The 13,935-nt window shown below is 72.6% G+C and carries 17 protein-coding genes; 5 read left to right on the top strand and 12 right to left on the bottom strand.

The window, feature by feature from the left end:
* Nucleotides 1–273: 273 nt before the first annotated feature.
* The 6 genes from dpgD to ABH937_RS18730 all read right to left on the bottom strand — a co-directional run bounded on the left by dpgD (nucleotide 274) and on the right by ABH937_RS18730 (nucleotide 5,659).
* Complete coding sequence (gene dpgD / locus ABH937_RS18755) at nucleotides 274–1,083, bottom strand: enoyl-CoA-hydratase DpgD (RefSeq protein WP_280692058.1); 810 nt, start codon at nucleotides 1,081–1,083, stop codon at nucleotides 274–276.
* Between the two features lie 93 nt (nucleotides 1,084–1,176).
* A complete protein-coding gene (gene dpgC, locus ABH937_RS18750; protein ID WP_370146559.1) occupies nucleotides 1,177–2,478 on the bottom strand; it encodes a (3,5-dihydroxyphenyl)acetyl-CoA 1,2-dioxygenase DpgC in 1,302 nt (433 codons plus the stop codon).
* A 65-nt stretch (nucleotides 2,479–2,543) separates the two neighbouring features.
* Nucleotides 2,544–3,260 (bottom strand): enoyl-CoA-hydratase DpgB, encoded by a 717-nt coding sequence (gene dpgB, locus ABH937_RS18745; RefSeq protein WP_348533689.1) that lies wholly within the window; start codon nucleotides 3,258–3,260, stop codon nucleotides 2,544–2,546.
* On the bottom strand, nucleotides 3,257–4,342 hold the full coding sequence (gene dpgA / locus ABH937_RS18740) for a 3,5-dihydroxyphenylacetyl-CoA synthase DpgA (protein WP_280692054.1): 1,086 nt from the start codon (nucleotides 4,340–4,342) through the stop codon (nucleotides 3,257–3,259). The genes dpgB and dpgA overlap by 4 nt, the downstream gene beginning before the upstream one ends.
* 93 nt (nucleotides 4,343–4,435) lie before the next feature.
* Entirely contained in the window at nucleotides 4,436–4,612 is a 177-nt protein-coding gene (locus tag ABH937_RS18735; RefSeq protein WP_348533688.1) for a hypothetical protein, read from the bottom strand.
* A 60-nt stretch (nucleotides 4,613–4,672) separates the two neighbouring features.
* A complete protein-coding gene (locus ABH937_RS18730; protein WP_348533687.1) occupies nucleotides 4,673–5,659 on the bottom strand; it encodes a PLP-dependent aminotransferase family protein in 987 nt (328 codons plus the stop codon).
* A gap of 513 nt (nucleotides 5,660–6,172) precedes the next feature.
* Between ABH937_RS18730 and ABH937_RS18725 the strand changes: the two genes are divergently transcribed.
* From ABH937_RS18725 to ABH937_RS18715, 3 genes are all read left to right on the top strand, one after another.
* Entirely contained in the window at nucleotides 6,173–6,379 is a 207-nt protein-coding gene (locus ABH937_RS18725; RefSeq protein ID WP_280692052.1) for an MbtH family protein, read from the top strand.
* Between the two features lie 128 nt (nucleotides 6,380–6,507).
* Nucleotides 6,508–7,842 (top strand): cysteate synthase, encoded by a 1,335-nt coding sequence (locus ABH937_RS18720; RefSeq protein ID WP_370218889.1) that lies wholly within the window; start codon nucleotides 6,508–6,510, stop codon nucleotides 7,840–7,842.
* Between the two features lie 49 nt (nucleotides 7,843–7,891).
* A complete protein-coding gene (locus ABH937_RS18715) occupies nucleotides 7,892–8,437 on the top strand; it encodes a hypothetical protein (RefSeq protein ID WP_370218888.1) in 546 nt (181 codons plus the stop codon).
* Between the two features lie 15 nt (nucleotides 8,438–8,452).
* Here ABH937_RS18715 and ABH937_RS18710 read toward each other — a convergent pair whose 3' ends face one another.
* Entirely contained in the window at nucleotides 8,453–8,671 is a 219-nt protein-coding gene (locus ABH937_RS18710; RefSeq protein WP_370218887.1) for a hypothetical protein, read from the bottom strand.
* 167 nt (nucleotides 8,672–8,838) lie between these two features.
* Here ABH937_RS18710 and ABH937_RS18705 point away from each other — a divergent pair, with 167 nt between their 5' ends.
* Entirely contained in the window at nucleotides 8,839–9,402 is a 564-nt protein-coding gene (locus ABH937_RS18705) for a GNAT family N-acetyltransferase (protein ID WP_370218886.1), read from the top strand.
* Nucleotides 9,395–9,610: a DUF6011 domain-containing protein gene (locus tag ABH937_RS18700; protein WP_280692045.1), complete on the top strand. Its 216-nt coding sequence runs from the start codon at nucleotides 9,395–9,397 to the stop codon at nucleotides 9,608–9,610. Before ABH937_RS18705 ends, ABH937_RS18700 begins: the two co-directional genes overlap by 8 nt.
* 41 nt (nucleotides 9,611–9,651) lie before the next feature.
* Here ABH937_RS18700 and ABH937_RS18695 read toward each other — a convergent pair whose 3' ends face one another.
* From ABH937_RS18695 to ABH937_RS18675, 5 genes are all read right to left on the bottom strand, one after another.
* Entirely contained in the window at nucleotides 9,652–10,026 is a 375-nt protein-coding gene (locus ABH937_RS18695; protein WP_280692043.1) for a hypothetical protein, read from the bottom strand.
* 78 nt (nucleotides 10,027–10,104) lie between these two features.
* Complete coding sequence (locus tag ABH937_RS18690) at nucleotides 10,105–10,530, bottom strand: roadblock/LC7 domain-containing protein (protein ID WP_348533686.1); 426 nt, start codon at nucleotides 10,528–10,530, stop codon at nucleotides 10,105–10,107.
* A 43-nt stretch (nucleotides 10,531–10,573) separates the two neighbouring features.
* Nucleotides 10,574–11,542 carry a transcriptional regulator gene (locus ABH937_RS18685; protein ID WP_370218885.1) on the bottom strand — a complete coding sequence of 323 codons (969 nt, stop codon included), beginning with the start codon at nucleotides 11,540–11,542 and terminating at the stop codon, nucleotides 10,574–10,576.
* Nucleotides 11,542–11,925, bottom strand: a complete 384-nt coding sequence (locus tag ABH937_RS18680; RefSeq protein WP_370218884.1) for a hypothetical protein — start codon at nucleotides 11,923–11,925, stop codon at nucleotides 11,542–11,544. Before ABH937_RS18680 ends, ABH937_RS18685 begins: the two co-directional genes overlap by 1 nt.
* A gap of 406 nt (nucleotides 11,926–12,331) precedes the next feature.
* Complete coding sequence (locus ABH937_RS18675) at nucleotides 12,332–13,861, bottom strand: alpha/beta hydrolase (RefSeq protein WP_370218883.1); 1,530 nt, start codon at nucleotides 13,859–13,861, stop codon at nucleotides 12,332–12,334.
* Between the last annotated feature and the right edge of the window lie 74 nt (nucleotides 13,862–13,935).

Genomic DNA, 13,935 nt, shown 5'->3' with positions numbered 1-13,935 from the left:
CTTCGGTGCTCCGGTTCGTCTAGCAGTGGCCGTGCGACGGGCAGCGGCAACGGGCAGTGGCAAAGAGGGAGCCACCCTCGGCCGGGCAGGCTCCGCGGGTGGTCTCTTCGGGTGGGGGTGGATCCGGCGGGTAGGCGGATCAGGGTGGGGCGTCGATCCGGTGGATCTGCGGATCTTGCTCCAGCGTCACGGTGCCTGAGGCAGAGTCATGTCGAGAGCCCGTTCGGTGAATCAGAGTCAAACTCTGGAACAACTTGCCAGGTTGCCTGACGGTCAGCGGGCTCTCCACTGCGGCGTCCGCTTCTCGACGAAGGCGAGCGGCCCTTCCTCGGCATCCTCGCTGTGCATCCGCCGCTCCTCCCACGGGAAGCGGGTCCGGAACGCCTGCTCCAGGGGCATGGTTGCCGCGGCCGCCGCGGCCTGTTTGATCGCGCGCACCGACAGCGGGGCGCAGCGCAGGATGTCCGCGACCCAGGCGTCCACGCAGGCGTCCAACTCCTCGGCCGGCACCACCTCGTTGACCAGGCCGAGTTCGTAGGCGCGGGCGGCGGTCATCGGGCGGCCGCTGATCAGGTGGCCGAGGGCGATCCGGTGCGGTGCCTGCCGGGTGAGCCGGAAGACGCCGCCGGCGCCGGCCATCAGGCCGAGCTTGGCCTCGGGCAGCGCGAAGGTGGCGCGGTCGGCGGTGACGATCACGTCGCAGGCCAGCGCCAGTTCGAAGCCACCGCCGAAGGCATGGCCGTTGACCCGGGCGATCACCGGCTTGGCCAGCTCGAAGCGCTCGGTGAGCCGGGGCCAGCCGGGCTTGCCGCGGCTGCCGAAGGTGGCCGGGGTGTTGGTGCCCTGGGCGATCCGGGCGGCGAGCTCCTTGAGGTCCTGGCCGGCCGAGAAGGCGCGGTCACCGGCACCGGTGAGGACGGCCAGCCACACCTCGTCGTCCGCCTCGAAGTCGTCCCAGACGCACGCCAGTTCCTCGTGCATCCGCAGGTCCATGGCGTTCAGGCACTCGGGCCGCGCCAGCGTCACATGGGCGACGCGGTCGCGCTTCTCGTAGCGGACGCGGGTGAGGTCTGCCAGGTCCATCGGCTCTCCGGCTCTTCTGGTGGATGGTGCGGCGCTGGTCCGGTCCGGCCGATCCTGCCCGACAGGATCGGCCGGCCGGGACCCGGCGCGCGGTCAGGTGTGGGCGGCAGCGGCGGCCGCCGAGAAGCGGCCGACCTTGCCGATCACGTCCTGGCTGTAGAGGCGCAGCGCCTGCTGCACGGCGAACTCCGCCATGTACTGCCGGAAATGCTCCGGCGGCTCCTCGGCGAGGTTGAGCATCCGGCGGTTGGTGACCACCGCCGGGCTGTCGAGGCGCTCCAGCGACTCGGCCACCGCCCGGTCCATCCGGTCCGGTTCGACGACCTCGTCGAGCAGCAGACCGGCGTCGGGTTCGGTGGCGTGGATCCGGCGGCCCCAGAGCACCACCTGACGGGAGACGCGGCCGCCGGCCAGCCGGCCGAGCCGTAGGTTGCCCGCGCCGGGCACGATGCCCTCCTGGGCCGCGGGCAGGCTGACGTAGGAGTCGGCCGCGGCGAGCACCCGGTCGAAGACCATCAGCAGCTGGGCGCCGCCGCCGATCGCGAAGCTGTCGACGGCCGCCACCCAGGGCTTCTCGATCACGGGGGTGTGCCAGGAGCCAGCGTGCTCGACCCGCAGACCGCGGAAGAGCTTGTTGATGTAGCCGAGTTCGCGGCGCAGCAGGAAGTCGACCAGGGAGATCTGGCCGGTGTGCAGGCTCTTGAGGTTGATGCCCGCGCTGAAGACGCGTCGGCCGCGGTAGCGGGAGTGGGTCATCTCGCCGCCGCGCAGCAGGCCGACCCGCACCTGCGGATCGAGCAGCGCGAGGTCGACGGCGGTCTCCATGTCCTCGACCTGGCGGTTGTCCTCGGCGTTGAGGCAGTCGGTGCGGCACATGGTCAGGTGGGCCGCGCCGCCGCGCCGCTCCAGTCGCACCGAGCCGAGGTCGAGCTCGCCGGTGCGGCGGAAGTCGGGCAGCAGGTGGAGGGCGCGGGCGGTGGGCAGAGCCATCGCGTCGATCAGGTGGCGGCCCGAGGCGGGGGAGCGGAGCACCTCGCGCAGGAAGATGCCCTGGTCGATTTCCAGGCCCTCCTTCGCGGCCTGCGGCCTGGCCTGTTCGGCCGCCATCGCCTCGGCACCCGGCAGCAGCCCGGGCCAGCCGGCGGCGGCGCCCGCGACGAGTTCGGGCAGCCGCAGGTCGAGGGTGTGACCGTCGGTCAGGTGCTGGTAGACGGCCTCGCCGTGCAGCCGCATGAAGTGGCTGCGCACGGTGCGGGCGGCGTTCTTCGCGTCGGTGGCGAGCGCCTGCTGCTCGGAGGTGCGGCCGGCCGGCTCGGGCAGCGTGGCCAGCAGCGTGTCGGCCCGGTCGGCGGCATCGGCCAGGGTGCGCCGGGCCGTGGTCAGGTCGCTGCCGATCGCCGGCGGGGTGAGGGCGGCGTGGATCGGCAGTGCGGTCGGGTCGGCGTCGATCATCGGCGCGGTCATGAGGCCACCCCGGTGGCCGTCCGGCGCAGCAGCCGCTCGCAGGCGGCCAGGTGGCGGCCGAGGGCCTCTTCGAAGCTGGTGGTGGCGGCATCGTGCATCAGCTGCCGGCGGATGCCGAGCCCGGCCCCGGCCGCGGTGGTGAGGCTGTCGACGGTGGCGGCGAGGGCGGCTGACGGGTCGTCGGCGAGCTGGTCCAGCAGGTGCAGGGCCAGCGCCCGCTCGGCCGGTATCGCGGTGCCGAACAGGACGCTGCGACGGGCCGGGGCGACGCCGGCCTGGTGGACGAGGCGGTAGAGGGCCATGCCGGGCCAGACGCCGTCCGCACCGGCCGGCAGCAGGCGGGTCGCCGGGTCGGCGATCCGGTGGTCGGTGGCCAGCAGGGCCTCCAGCGCCGTGCCGCCGCAGTCGCCGGTGGCCAGCGCGATGGTGGGCAGGTCGAGGCGCTCCAGGCGGCGCAGCGCCCGCTCCCACTTGTTGACCAGCGCCAGCGCCGGCGGCTCGGTGGGCCCGGTCGCGGGCACGCCGCCGACCCGCAGGACGAGCGCGGTGCCCAGGACACCGTCCTCGGCCTGGGAGCAGAGCGCGTTCAGGGCCTGCACGGTCTCGGCGGACAGCGGCTGGGCGCCGTCGATGAGCAGCGGCTGGAGGGTGTGGTTCATGGTGGCGTGGCCTTCGTGCTCGGTGCGGACTGGCTGCTCGGTGCGGGTGGTCACCAACGGACCAGCGCGGTCTCGATGGTGGATCCCGGACCCATGGTCATCAGCACGCAGTGGTCCCCCGGCTGCGCCGCCCGCTCCTCCAGCAGCCGCTGGTAGGAGAAGAGGAACGAGCCGCTGGAGAGGTTGCCGAAGTCCCGCAGCACGCTGGTGGTGTGGCGCACGTCGTGCCGGGTCAGGCCGAGGTTGACGCCGACGGCGTCGATGACCTTCTTGCCGCCGGAGTGCACCAGCCACTGGCTGATGTCGCTGCGGCGCAGCCCGGTACCCGCGAGCAGGCGGTCGACGACGAGTTCGGCGTGCGCGCCGACCACGTAGGGTACGTGCGGGTCGAGGAAGAAGCTGAACCGGTCCTGGCCGCCGTCCCAGTCGTAGCGCATCGCGTCGATGGCGTCGGTGATGATGTAGCTGGCGAACTTCAGCAGGCGCGGTCCCTTCGCCTGGGGCAGCGGCAGTTCGGGCTCGCCGGCGAGCAGCGCGACGGCGGCGGCACCGTCGCCGAAGAGACTGTTGACCACTGAGGTGCGCATGGTGCCGTCGAAGACGTAGGCGGCGGAGCAGGCTTCGGCGCAGACCATGACGGCCAGCCGGCCGGGGTTGGCGCGTGCCCAGCCGTTGACGGCGTTGAGCGCGTTGAGCCCCGCGTTGCAGCCCATGCCGACCACGTCGAGTCGGCTGGTGTGCGGGTCGATGCCCAACTCGCGGATGATCAGGGCGCTCAGGCCCGGGGTGAGGAACCCGGTGGTGGTGACGCAGCAGAGGTAGCCGATGTCGGACAGGTCCGCGCCGGTCTCCTTGAGGCAGTCCTGGACGGCGCGCACCCCCATGTCGACGGCCTGGGCCTTGTGCTTGGCGAGCAGCTCGCCCTGCACCTCCAGGACCCGGGTGCCGTCGGGGCCCTCGGGCGGCAGGGTCAGGAATCGGCGCTCGATCGCGCTGTTGAGGAAGATCGAGCGCACTCGCGGGTCCTGGACCTCGAAGATGTCCAGGATTTCCTGCTGGGAATAGGAATTCTCCGGAACGGCGGTGCCGACTCCGACGATCCGGGCCGTGGCGGTGGTCGTTGTGAGCGTGGTCATCGGTAGGTCCACCCCCAACTTCGCGGTTTGCTCCTCAGGAGCGGCGTATAAGTGTCCATCGACTTCGCGGCCTCCGTGTCTTCTTCTTGTCCATCAGGTGCGCGACCGATAACGGATGAAGTCCGCCAGCCGGTTCAATCCTTCTTCGATCTCCTCCGGTCGCAGATGACTGAAGGAGAGCCGCATGACATCGCGTGCTTGTGCGTCGGCGTAGAAGTGGTGCACCGGCGTCCACAGCACCCGGAACTTCTCGGCGCTGAGCTCGAGCAACTCGTCGCCGACCGGGAACGGGACGGTCAGCAGCAGGAAGAACCCGCCGGCGGGCGTGTTCTAGGAGACGCCCGGAGTGTCGCCGAAACGCGCTTCCAGACCGGCCAGTACCCGCTCGAGGTTGCTCCGGTAGTGCTCGATCTCGCGGGTGTTGGCGGCCCGCAGGCTGCACCCGTGGGCCAGCAGCTTGCCGCCGATGACCGCCTGCGCGATCGGCGAGGTGTTGACCGTCAGCATGCTCTTGATCTTGGCCAGCTGGTCGGCCAGCGGGCCGTCCGTCCCGGGCACCAGCTGGTCGGCCAGCACGTAGCCGACCCGGGCGCCGGGCAGGCCGGTCTTGGCGAACGAGCCCAGGTAGACGACCCGGGCGGCGTCGTCCAGGGACTTGATGGTCGGGGGACCGGCGGCCGCCGGGTCGCCGAACAGGCCGTACGGGTTGTCCTCCAGGAGGAGGATGTCCTGCTCGGCGGCGATGCGCAGCAGCCGCCGCCGTACGTCGAGGCTCAGCCTGATCCCGCTCGGGTTGGCGAAGTCGGGGATCACGTAGCAGGCCCGGGGGTTGAGGCCGGCCGCACGGGCGCGCGCCAGCTGGGCCACCAGGTCGTCCAGGTCGATGCCCTCGGACGACTCCCGGACCGGCAGCACCGGCATGTCCACCAGGCTGGCGGCGCCGTGCACCCCGACGTAGCTGGGCGTCACGGCGAGCACCGCGTCCCGGTCGCTGCGGCGCAGCGCGCGCAGCGTCAGGAAGAGCGCCTCCTGGCAGCCGACCGTGACGACCAGGGCCTGCGGGTCCGCGGTGATGCCCTCGTCCACCCGCAGGTGTTCGGCGATCAGCTCGTGGATGATGCCCTTGGTGCGCCCGTACTGCAGCAGCGTGCGGCGCACCGCGTCCTGGTCACCGCCCAGGCGGGTGGTGAGGTGCCGGCGATAGGTGTCGAAGTACCGGTGCACGTCGTCCAGATCGAAGAAACCCTCGAACGGACGCCCGGCGGCCAGGGATATGGCATCCGGGAACCGGTGCGCGATCTCGTTGAGGAAGTTCATCGATTCGCTGACCGGCGATGCCAGCGAATCGTGAAGACCTGACAGTTCTAGTTCCGCAAGCGCGTTTTGGGCGGGTGGGCCGTTCAGCACGGTTGTCCTTCTTGGCTGTTCGTGGTCAACGCTGCCTTGACGAGGTCAGGCACGCTGTCGCGCTTGGTACTTCGCCGGCTGCAGGCTAACCACAGTTGTCAGCCGATGACAACTGACGTCGGCTCAAAGTCGGTCGGCCCCTAATACGGCAGGACTATGAGTGGTGAATTCATCTCGCGTTTACGTGATCGCGATCTTCCGTTACATCCTGCCCCGCAGGCTCTGACTCGCGAGTGCACCCCACCACGCCGGGCCGTTCCGCCCCGGTCGGGGCCGGCCGAGCGCCAACTCAGCTGCCCCGCAGACGAATCCGACTGCGCGTGGCCCGCCCGATCCCGGCCCGGGGTTTCCAACTGAGCACGACCGGCCGACTGCTGACCGCTGTTCAGTACTCTCCGGCTGCTCCGATGAGAGGACACGTCGATGACGAACCCGTTCGAGGACACCGAGGGCACCTTCCTGGTCCTGGTGAACGACGAGGGCCAGTACTCCCTCTGGCCCGCCTTCGCCGAGGTGCCCGTGGGCTGGGCCCTCTCGCACGGCCCGGCCGACCGCCAGGACTGCCTGGACCACGTGGTGGCGCAGTGGACCGACATGCGGCCCGCCAGTCTCGTGCGGGCGACGGCCTGAGCATCGCCGTCCGCGTGCGGCGGGCCCGTTCGGGCCGGCCGCGCGCACCACGGCCCGGCCCGACCCGCGGCCGGATCCGCACGGCGCGATCCCCGACGCACCGACCACACCGAGAGTGAACCAGCCCCATGCACGGTGATTCGACCGACGCGTCCCACTACCGCCTCGTGTGCTCCGTCTGCGGGCACCGGCGGGTCGACGACGGCCTGACGCTCGGCTGCTCCGGCCCGCACGGGCCCGGGCTGTGGCAGACCGACTACCAGGCCACCGAGTTGACGCCGGACCAGGCCCAGAGCGGGGTCTTCCGGTACCGCGACTGGCTGCCGGTCCGCCGCACCCTGGCCGACACCGGCCGCACCGCCGTCTACCGCAGCGAGCGGCTGGCCGCCTCGCTCGGGCTGAGCGAGCTGTGGATCGCCTTCAACGGCTACTGGCCCGAGCGCGGCGGCGACCTGATGACGGGGACCTTCAAGGAACTCGAAGCCGCCACCGTGCTCGGCCGCATCCCCGAGGAGGCCGGCACGCTGGTGGTCACCTCCGCGGGCAACACCGCCGCCGCCTTCGCCGAACTCTGCGCGCGCCAGCAGGTCCCGGTCGTCATCATCGTGCCGTCCTCCGCCCTGCCCCGGCTGCGCACCCGCACGCCCGGCTCCGAGCTGGTGCGCGTCATCGCGGTCGACGGCGCGGACTACGCCGACGCCATCGCGCTGGGCGACGCGCTCGCCAGGCTGCCCGGCTTCACGCCCGAGGGCGGCACCAAGAACGTCGGCCGGCGGGACGGCCTGGCCACCGTGCTGCTCGCCGCCGTGGAGGCGATGGGCACGCTGCCCACGTACTACGTCCAGGCCATCGGCAGCGGCGCCGGAGCGATCGCCGCGCACGAGGCGGCGCTGCGGTTGCGATGTTGCCGGCCCGGACCGCTGCCGCAGCTGCTGCTGGCGCAGAACGACGCGTACGCCCCGGTCCACCAGGCCTGGCAGACCGGCGAACGACTCTGGGAGAGCGGCTCCGAGCAGGACCAACGGCTCGCCACCGAGCGGGCGTTCGCCCCGGAACTGACCAACCGTCGACCGCCCTACGACGTGCGCGGCGGCCTGTACGACGCGCTGACCCAGAGCTCGGGTCAGGTCTTCACCGCAAGCGCCCAGGCGGCCCTGGCGGCGATGGACACCTTCCGCGAACTGGAGGGGATCGACATCGAGCCGGCCGCCGGCGTCGCGCTAGCCGCGCTGCGCGAGGCCGTGCTGGCCGGGCGGATCGACACCGAAGCGCCCGTGCTGCTGAACATCACCGGGGGCGGGCGGGCCCGGCTGGCCCGGGACCACGTACTGACCGCGCATCAGCCGGACCTGGTGGTGCCGCGCTCGGCCGTCCACGACCCCGTGAGCATCGCCGAGCTCGCGGCCCGGGTCGCGGCGCCGCAGCTGACGGCCCTGACGGCCCTGACGGCTTTGACGGTCTGACGTCGGATCAGTTCGCGATCACTTCAGGACGAAGGGAGCACTCACTTTCATGACCACCCTCATGACCGCGGTCCTGACCGAGCTCACGGCCGCCATCCGCACCGAGCTGGGCGCCGCCTCGAACGCCGAGGAGCGCGCCCAGCGGGTCGCCGCCGCGCTGGCCCCCTTTCTGCGCCACGCCGACCTGCTGCCGTCCGCCCAGCTGGAGCCCGATCCGCTCCGCTACCGCCAGCACCTGCTGCACGCCGAACCGGACGGCTCCTTCTCGGTGGTCGCCCTGGTCTGGCTGCCCGGCCAGACGACCAGCGTCCACGACCACACCTCCTGGTGCGTGGTCGGCACCTACCTGGGAGCCGAGGAAGAGACCGTCTACCGCCTGGCGGTGGAGGCCGACCGCGCCGTCCTGGTCCCGGTCGGCACCACGGTCCACCCCGCCGGCGCCGTCACCTACGTCACCCCACCCGGCGACATCCACCGGGTCCGCAACGCCACGACCGAGAAGACCGTCTCCATCCACGTCTACGGCGTCGACGTCAGCCTCAGCGGTACCAGCATCCGTCGGACCTACGACCAGCCGGTGCTGACCGCCGGCTGACCGACGGGCCGTGGCTCAGTGACCGAGCACGCCCGCGAAGTCGGTGCCCAGGTTCGCGACCTTGGTCAGGTCGCCCAGGTCGGTGATCCCGCCGACCGGAATGCTGTAGGTGTGCTCCTGCTTCGAGGGGGCCGGGTAGGCCGGGTTACCGGCCGCCCGGGCGGAGGCGGCGCCCGCCAGGCCGGCCGCGGCGAGCAGGGCGCCGGTGACGGTGAATCGGATCGCGGTACGCATCTGGTCCTCCGGGGGTGGGGTGTGGCCGGCCTGCTCAACGGCCGGCGAGCCGCAGGGTCACGCCCGGCCGGGCGTTTCACCGGGTCGGACCAGTGGTCGAGTCGGTGGGAGCCCTGAGCTCCTGAATTCGGTGGCCGCCGCGGAGTCGACGCGGCAGGGTGGGCCGGGTGGATCTCGTGGATGTCGAACTCGTCGCCGTCGCCGCCGAGGAGAAGCCGGTGCTGGCGAATCTGCTGCAGCTGTACCTGCACGACTACTCCGAGCCAGAGCCCCGGGAGCTGTCCGCAGCCGGCACCTTCGACTTCCCCTGGCTGGACAGCTACTTCACCGGCGCGGACCGCGAGGCGTACGTGATCCGCGTCGGCGGCCAGCCGGCCGGGTTCGCGCTGACGCGGTGCGACGCGGCGGGGGACGAGGGGGCCTGGAACGTCAGCGAGTTCTTCGTCGGTCGGGCGCACCGCAACAGCGGCGTGGCCAGAGCCGCGGCCCGCCTGCTGTTCCAACAGCACCCGGGGCCGTGGACGTTCGCCTGTCTCCAGCACAACGCGCCGATGGCCCGCCTGGCGTCGGTGCTGGCCGCCTCGGTGGCCACTGGGCCGGTGCGGCGGTCGAGCAGCTTGCACGGGCGGTCGCGGCGCCCAAGTACCGCTTGCGCTTCGAGGTGTCCGCCGGGCAGGCGGCTGCGGTCGGCGGCTGCGGTCAGTGGCGCGATACGCTGCGTCGATGCCTGAGGAACTGGTGGAGCCGGAGCGCGCCGAGCCGCTGTTGCCCGGCCTGGCGGCCGAGGAGCGGCTGGCGGCGCGGGTGACCTGTCGCGAGTGCGGGCGGTTGCTGCACGACCCCGAGTCGCGGATGCTCCGGCTGGGCCCGGGCTGCCGCCACAGCGCCGAGCCAGTGCGGCAGCACGTGGTGGAGCAGGACGCGCTGCCCGGCCTGTGAGACGGGGCAGCGCGTCGTATGAGTCCTGAGGTGGCGGTGCGTCAGACCTCCAGCTCGGCCTCGATCTTGGCCAGCTGATGCCGTGCCATCGCCAGGTTGGCGCGGCGCTTGTCGAGCGCGAGGTAGAGGAAGAGGCCCTTGCCGCTGCGGCTGGTCAGCGGCCGGATCAGGTGATACTGGCTGCTGAGCGAGATCAGGATGTCCTCGATCGAGTCGTTCAGCCCCAGCATCTCCATGGTGCGGAACTTGGCCCGCACCACATCGGTGTTGCCGGCGGCCGCCACCGTCAGGTCCAGGCCGCCGCCGCCGTCCAGGGTGCCGAGGGCCATCCCGCTGCCGTAGTCGACCAGCGCGGCGCCGATGGCGCCCTCGATGGAAGCGATTGCCTGGCGCAGCGAGTTGTCGGCGTCTGCCATGGTGATCTCCTGAAGGTGTGGTGAGTTGGTCATCGGGTGAGGGGTCTAGCTGGACAACGGTGAGCAGGGGAGGTCGGTCTAGCCGGCGGAGGGCTGCTGGTCCCCGCCGCGCAGCACCTCGCCCAGCCGCTGGGCCGATCGGCGCGCCTCCAGGTGCAGGCGGCCGATGCTCACATCGGGGTGCGAGAGCAGGGTCAAGACGCAGCTCGGACCCGCCGCGTAGGTCGCGATGTAGCCGTGCTCGCCACGGAACAGCGACTCGCGGAACCCGCCCTGGCCGGTGGCGTCGGAGAGCCGCTGGGCCACCCCGAGCGCGGTCGCGGTCAGCGCGGCCAGGCCTTCGGGGTCGGTGCCGTGGGTGTCGTGGGCGAGCAGCAGGCCGTTCACGCCGGCCACCAGGCCGCCTGCCAGGTGCGGCACGCGCAGGCGCAGCACGCGCAGCTCGGCGAGCAAGGTGCTCTCCAGCAGCGCGAGTTGGTGCCGGTCGGGCCGCGGCTTCAGCATCCGCCTCATGACCGGGTGTCCGGGACAGCGGGCGGGGCGAGGATCACAGTCGGGCCTCCAGTGCGGTGCGGACGCGGATCAGCAGGGCGATGTCCGGTTCGGTGGGTGCGGGGCGGGGCGGTGGGTCGGGCGCTCTGCCGCGGCGCAGGGTGGCACCCGGGACCCGGCGGGCCATCGCGTCGGCCGGGATCGGGTGGGTCGGCGCGTGGGGCGGGATCGGGTGGGTCGGCGCGTCGAGCGGCGTCGCCGCGGCCGGCGCGTCGTGCGGGTCCAGCGCGTCCGGTGCGTCGGGCGGCGTCGCGATCAGGCCCGCCGCCGCCAGGCGCCGGACCTCGACGATCGTGGCGTAGGTCGAGCGTCCGAGCAGTCGGGCCAGCTCGACGGGCGTGCGCCGGCCGTCGGCGAGGCCGAGCAGCTCGCGCCGTCGCGGGCTGGGGGAGAGGCCGCGGGCCGCGGTTCCGTCCTGGTCCGTGGTCACCGTGTGGCGGACCGGCGCGGTGTCCACCTGGGGCCACGGCCAGATCCGCTCCAGCAGGTCCCGGCGCCGGACCGCCTCGCGCCGCAGCAGTCGCGGGTCCACCCCGCTGACCGGGCCGAGCCAGTGCCGGACGCCGGGTTCGAAGCGGGTGGCCAGGGAGAACGCACCGAGGGCGAAGTACCCGGCGTCGTAGAGGGTGGCGAGGTGGCAGACCTCCAACTCGCCCCGGGTCAGGGCGCCCTGGGCCACCAGCATGCGGCCCACCAGGCAGTGCTCGGCGAACTGGTCCAGGGTGTGCTGCCAGTAGTCCGGTGTGACCCGGCCGCAGCGGGTCAGCAGGGAGCCGAGGTCGAGGGAGTGCGGGCTGTCCGCGTGGACGACGGCGCCGTGGTCCAGGTAGAGGGTGCCGGTCTCGGTGTGCAGGGCCCCGGTGGCCTGCCGGTCGGCCAGTTGCTCGACGGCCGGACCGGGCGGCTGCCGGCGGCGGGGTGCGGCCGCGCTCACGCCCTCGGCTCCGCTGGATCGAGGTGCCATCAGCCGAGCACCAGTTCCTCCGCGAGTGCCTGCAGCCGCATCCGGGCGCCGGCCAGGTTGGCCTCCTCGCGGTCGAGCCAGAGGTGCAGCAGCAGCCGGCTGTCGAAGACCGTGCCGATCAGCCGGAACAGGTGGTAGCTGCGCTCGGTGGTGAGGATCAGGTCCTGCAGCGGAAGCCGCGGGTCGCTCGGCTCGGCGAAGCTGAGGCTCTCGGCGGCCAGCCTGATCAGGTCGGTGGCCTCGGCGGCGGTCGCCTCGTGGTCGTCGGCCGGGCTGTCTCCCGCCGTGCCCAGGGCCAGGCCGCTGCCCCAGTCGAGTAACCCCGCGCCGCGCGCGCCGGCGATCCGCATCGCCGCCGACAGGCAGTCCTCGATCCCGGGCACCTGGGCTCCTTCGGGCTGGTAGAAGTCGCGGGAGTATCAGAAGTCGGCGAACCGCGTCGCCCGGCGCCGGGCGTCGGGCGTCCGGCGTCCCTCGCCCGGCGGCTGGAGCGCGGGCGCGGTGGATCGCCACGACGCGTCGCCGATCTGCCACGGAAGGTTACTGAGTTCGGCATGCCGTATGACAATGCCGTTGGCATATTTACTACTTCAGCGACGTGTTTCGGCCACCCCTGGTGCACTTTCGACGGACGGCCGCAGGGCTCGGGCGTCGCGTGTTGCCGCTACGGACGGTGGCGTGAACTCGGCCACCAGCAGCGGGTGGTTGGCTGATTCCGCGCACTGCGGGACGGGCGGACGCCCGGCGCCCCGGGATCTTTGAGATGCTCCGGGGCTCCAGGCGGCCGCCTCAGCCGTTCAGGTGCCGCAGCACGGCGCGGACCGCGTGTGCCACGGCCTGGCGCGCCTGCTCGGTGTGGTCGACCGTCTCGAACCCGTGATGCCCACCCGGCACTTCGACCACCTCGACCTCAGCTCGGCATGCCTCGGCGGCGGTCAGGAACTCCTGGACGGTCGCCGCGATCTCCGCGCTCTCCAGCTCGACCCGGGTCAGTACGATCGGCAGGTGGCCCGCGCCGGCCAGCGCGACCGCAGGACGGAACCGGGACTCCGTGAGCCCCCAGTTCGGCAGCGGAGCCAGCACCGGATAGGTCGCCGCCACGCAGCGCAGCCAGGGCGGCGGCGCCGCGAGCCAGTCCGCTGACAGCAACCCGCCGCCGGAGAAGAACCAGAGCGCGACGCGTTCCCCGTCGACCCGCGGATCGGCCCGCACCAGCTCGACCGCCTCGGCGACGTCGGCGGCGGCCTGCGCGAAGTCGCCGAGCCCGTGCAGCCGGTGATCCACCGTCACGCCGACGACGCCCAGGCTTGCCGCGTACCGTCCGTAGCCGAGGAAGGTCGCGGAGTCCCGTGGCGTGAGAGGCGCGTCCCGGGGGACCGGGCCGCCATGGACGAACACCACCGCGGGCCAAGGCCGCAGGGCGCAGGCCGGATCCGGCAGATGGAGATCGACCCGCCCCACCCGCTCGCGAGCACGCTCCGGCACGTCCAGGAGGAAGCGCCGGGGCTCCGCGAGCAGCCCACCCGCCTTCGCGCTCACCCGTTGCCCCTCGCCCGCGGCGGCCCGGAGCAGCACCGCGGCCAGTTCGTCGGGGGCGGAGAGCATCGGCCAGTGCCCGGTGTCGATCTCGATGAAGCGCACCCGGGGCTCGGTGAGCACCTGGAAGCGCGGATCCCCCATCCCCACCACGGTCTCGACCATCGCGACGCTGGCCCCGTTGGCCGTGCACAGGATGCCGGTCGTCGGCAACTCGGCGGCGGCGCCCGACAGTCGCAGCGGCCGGGAGAGCGTGCCCAACGGCTGCGGCGTGCCGCGCTCGACCAGCTGCGCCAGCGCTTCCTCGGGGACGCCGGCCAGGCTGCCCCAGAGCGGCCACTCCTCGGCCGACGGCGCGGGGACCCGCCAGCCCTCCCCGACCGCCGCGGCCTGCCGCACCAGCCGGTCCCGGACCGCCGGGTCGGGCACCAGGTCCAGCACCGACTCCCCATCCTGGGGGAGGCCGGCGTCCAGGTAGACGACCCGGGCGATCCGCTCCGGCCGCCGGTCGGCGGCGCCCAGCACCGGGTGCATGCCGTTGCCGTGTCCGACCAGCACCAGTTGCGGGGCGGCGATCCGGTCGATCAACCGCAGCAGAGCCGCGATCTGCGTCTCGAGGTCGGTACCAGGACCCGCCGCCTCGCCACCGTCGGCGCTGCCCGCGAACGTTCCCGTGAGCGCCGCCGGGAACACCTCGGCCCCCGACTCCCGCAGCCGGGCGGTCACTTGCTGCCAGATCCAGTCGCCGGCCCAGGGGCCGGGCACCAGCACGAATGCCGTCATCTCATCGCCTCCTCGCACGTCATGGCCCGCGGGTCGGCCGCACCGCGCACCGGCCGTCCGCGCTGCGGGGAACG

Source organism: Kitasatospora sp. GAS1066B (genome assembly GCF_041262605.1).
Classification (GTDB): domain Bacteria; phylum Actinomycetota; class Actinomycetes; order Streptomycetales; family Streptomycetaceae; genus Kitasatospora.
This window is presented reverse-complemented; position numbering and strand designations above follow the sequence as displayed.

Coding starts and splice junctions, on each gene's coding strand:
- dpgD (WP_280692058.1), bottom strand. CDS start 1,083: ATGGACCTGGCAGACCTCACCCGCGTCCGCTACGAGAAGCGCGACCGC.
- ABH937_RS18730 (WP_348533687.1), bottom strand. CDS start 5,659: ATGAACTTCCTCAACGAGATCGCGCACCGGTTCCCGGATGCCATATCC.
- dpgA (WP_280692054.1), bottom strand. CDS start 4,342: ATGACCACGCTCACAACGACCACCGCCACGGCCCGGATCGTCGGAGTC.
- ABH937_RS18695 (WP_280692043.1), bottom strand. CDS start 10,026: ATGGCAGACGCCGACAACTCGCTGCGCCAGGCAATCGCTTCCATCGAG.
- ABH937_RS18675 (WP_370218883.1), bottom strand. CDS start 13,861: ATGACGGCATTCGTGCTGGTGCCCGGCCCCTGGGCCGGCGACTGGATC.
- ABH937_RS18685 (WP_370218885.1), bottom strand. CDS start 11,542: ATGGCACCTCGATCCAGCGGAGCCGAGGGCGTGAGCGCGGCCGCACCC.
- ABH937_RS18715 (WP_370218888.1), top strand. CDS start 7,892: ATGACCACCCTCATGACCGCGGTCCTGACCGAGCTCACGGCCGCCATC.
- ABH937_RS18710 (WP_370218887.1), bottom strand. CDS start 8,671: ATGCGTACCGCGATCCGATTCACCGTCACCGGCGCCCTGCTCGCCGCG.
- ABH937_RS18720 (WP_370218889.1), top strand. CDS start 6,508: ATGCACGGTGATTCGACCGACGCGTCCCACTACCGCCTCGTGTGCTCC.
- ABH937_RS18690 (WP_348533686.1), bottom strand. CDS start 10,530: ATGCTGAAGCCGCGGCCCGACCGGCACCAACTCGCGCTGCTGGAGAGC.
- ABH937_RS18725 (WP_280692052.1), top strand. CDS start 6,173: ATGACGAACCCGTTCGAGGACACCGAGGGCACCTTCCTGGTCCTGGTG.
- ABH937_RS18700 (WP_280692045.1), top strand. CDS start 9,395: ATGCCTGAGGAACTGGTGGAGCCGGAGCGCGCCGAGCCGCTGTTGCCC.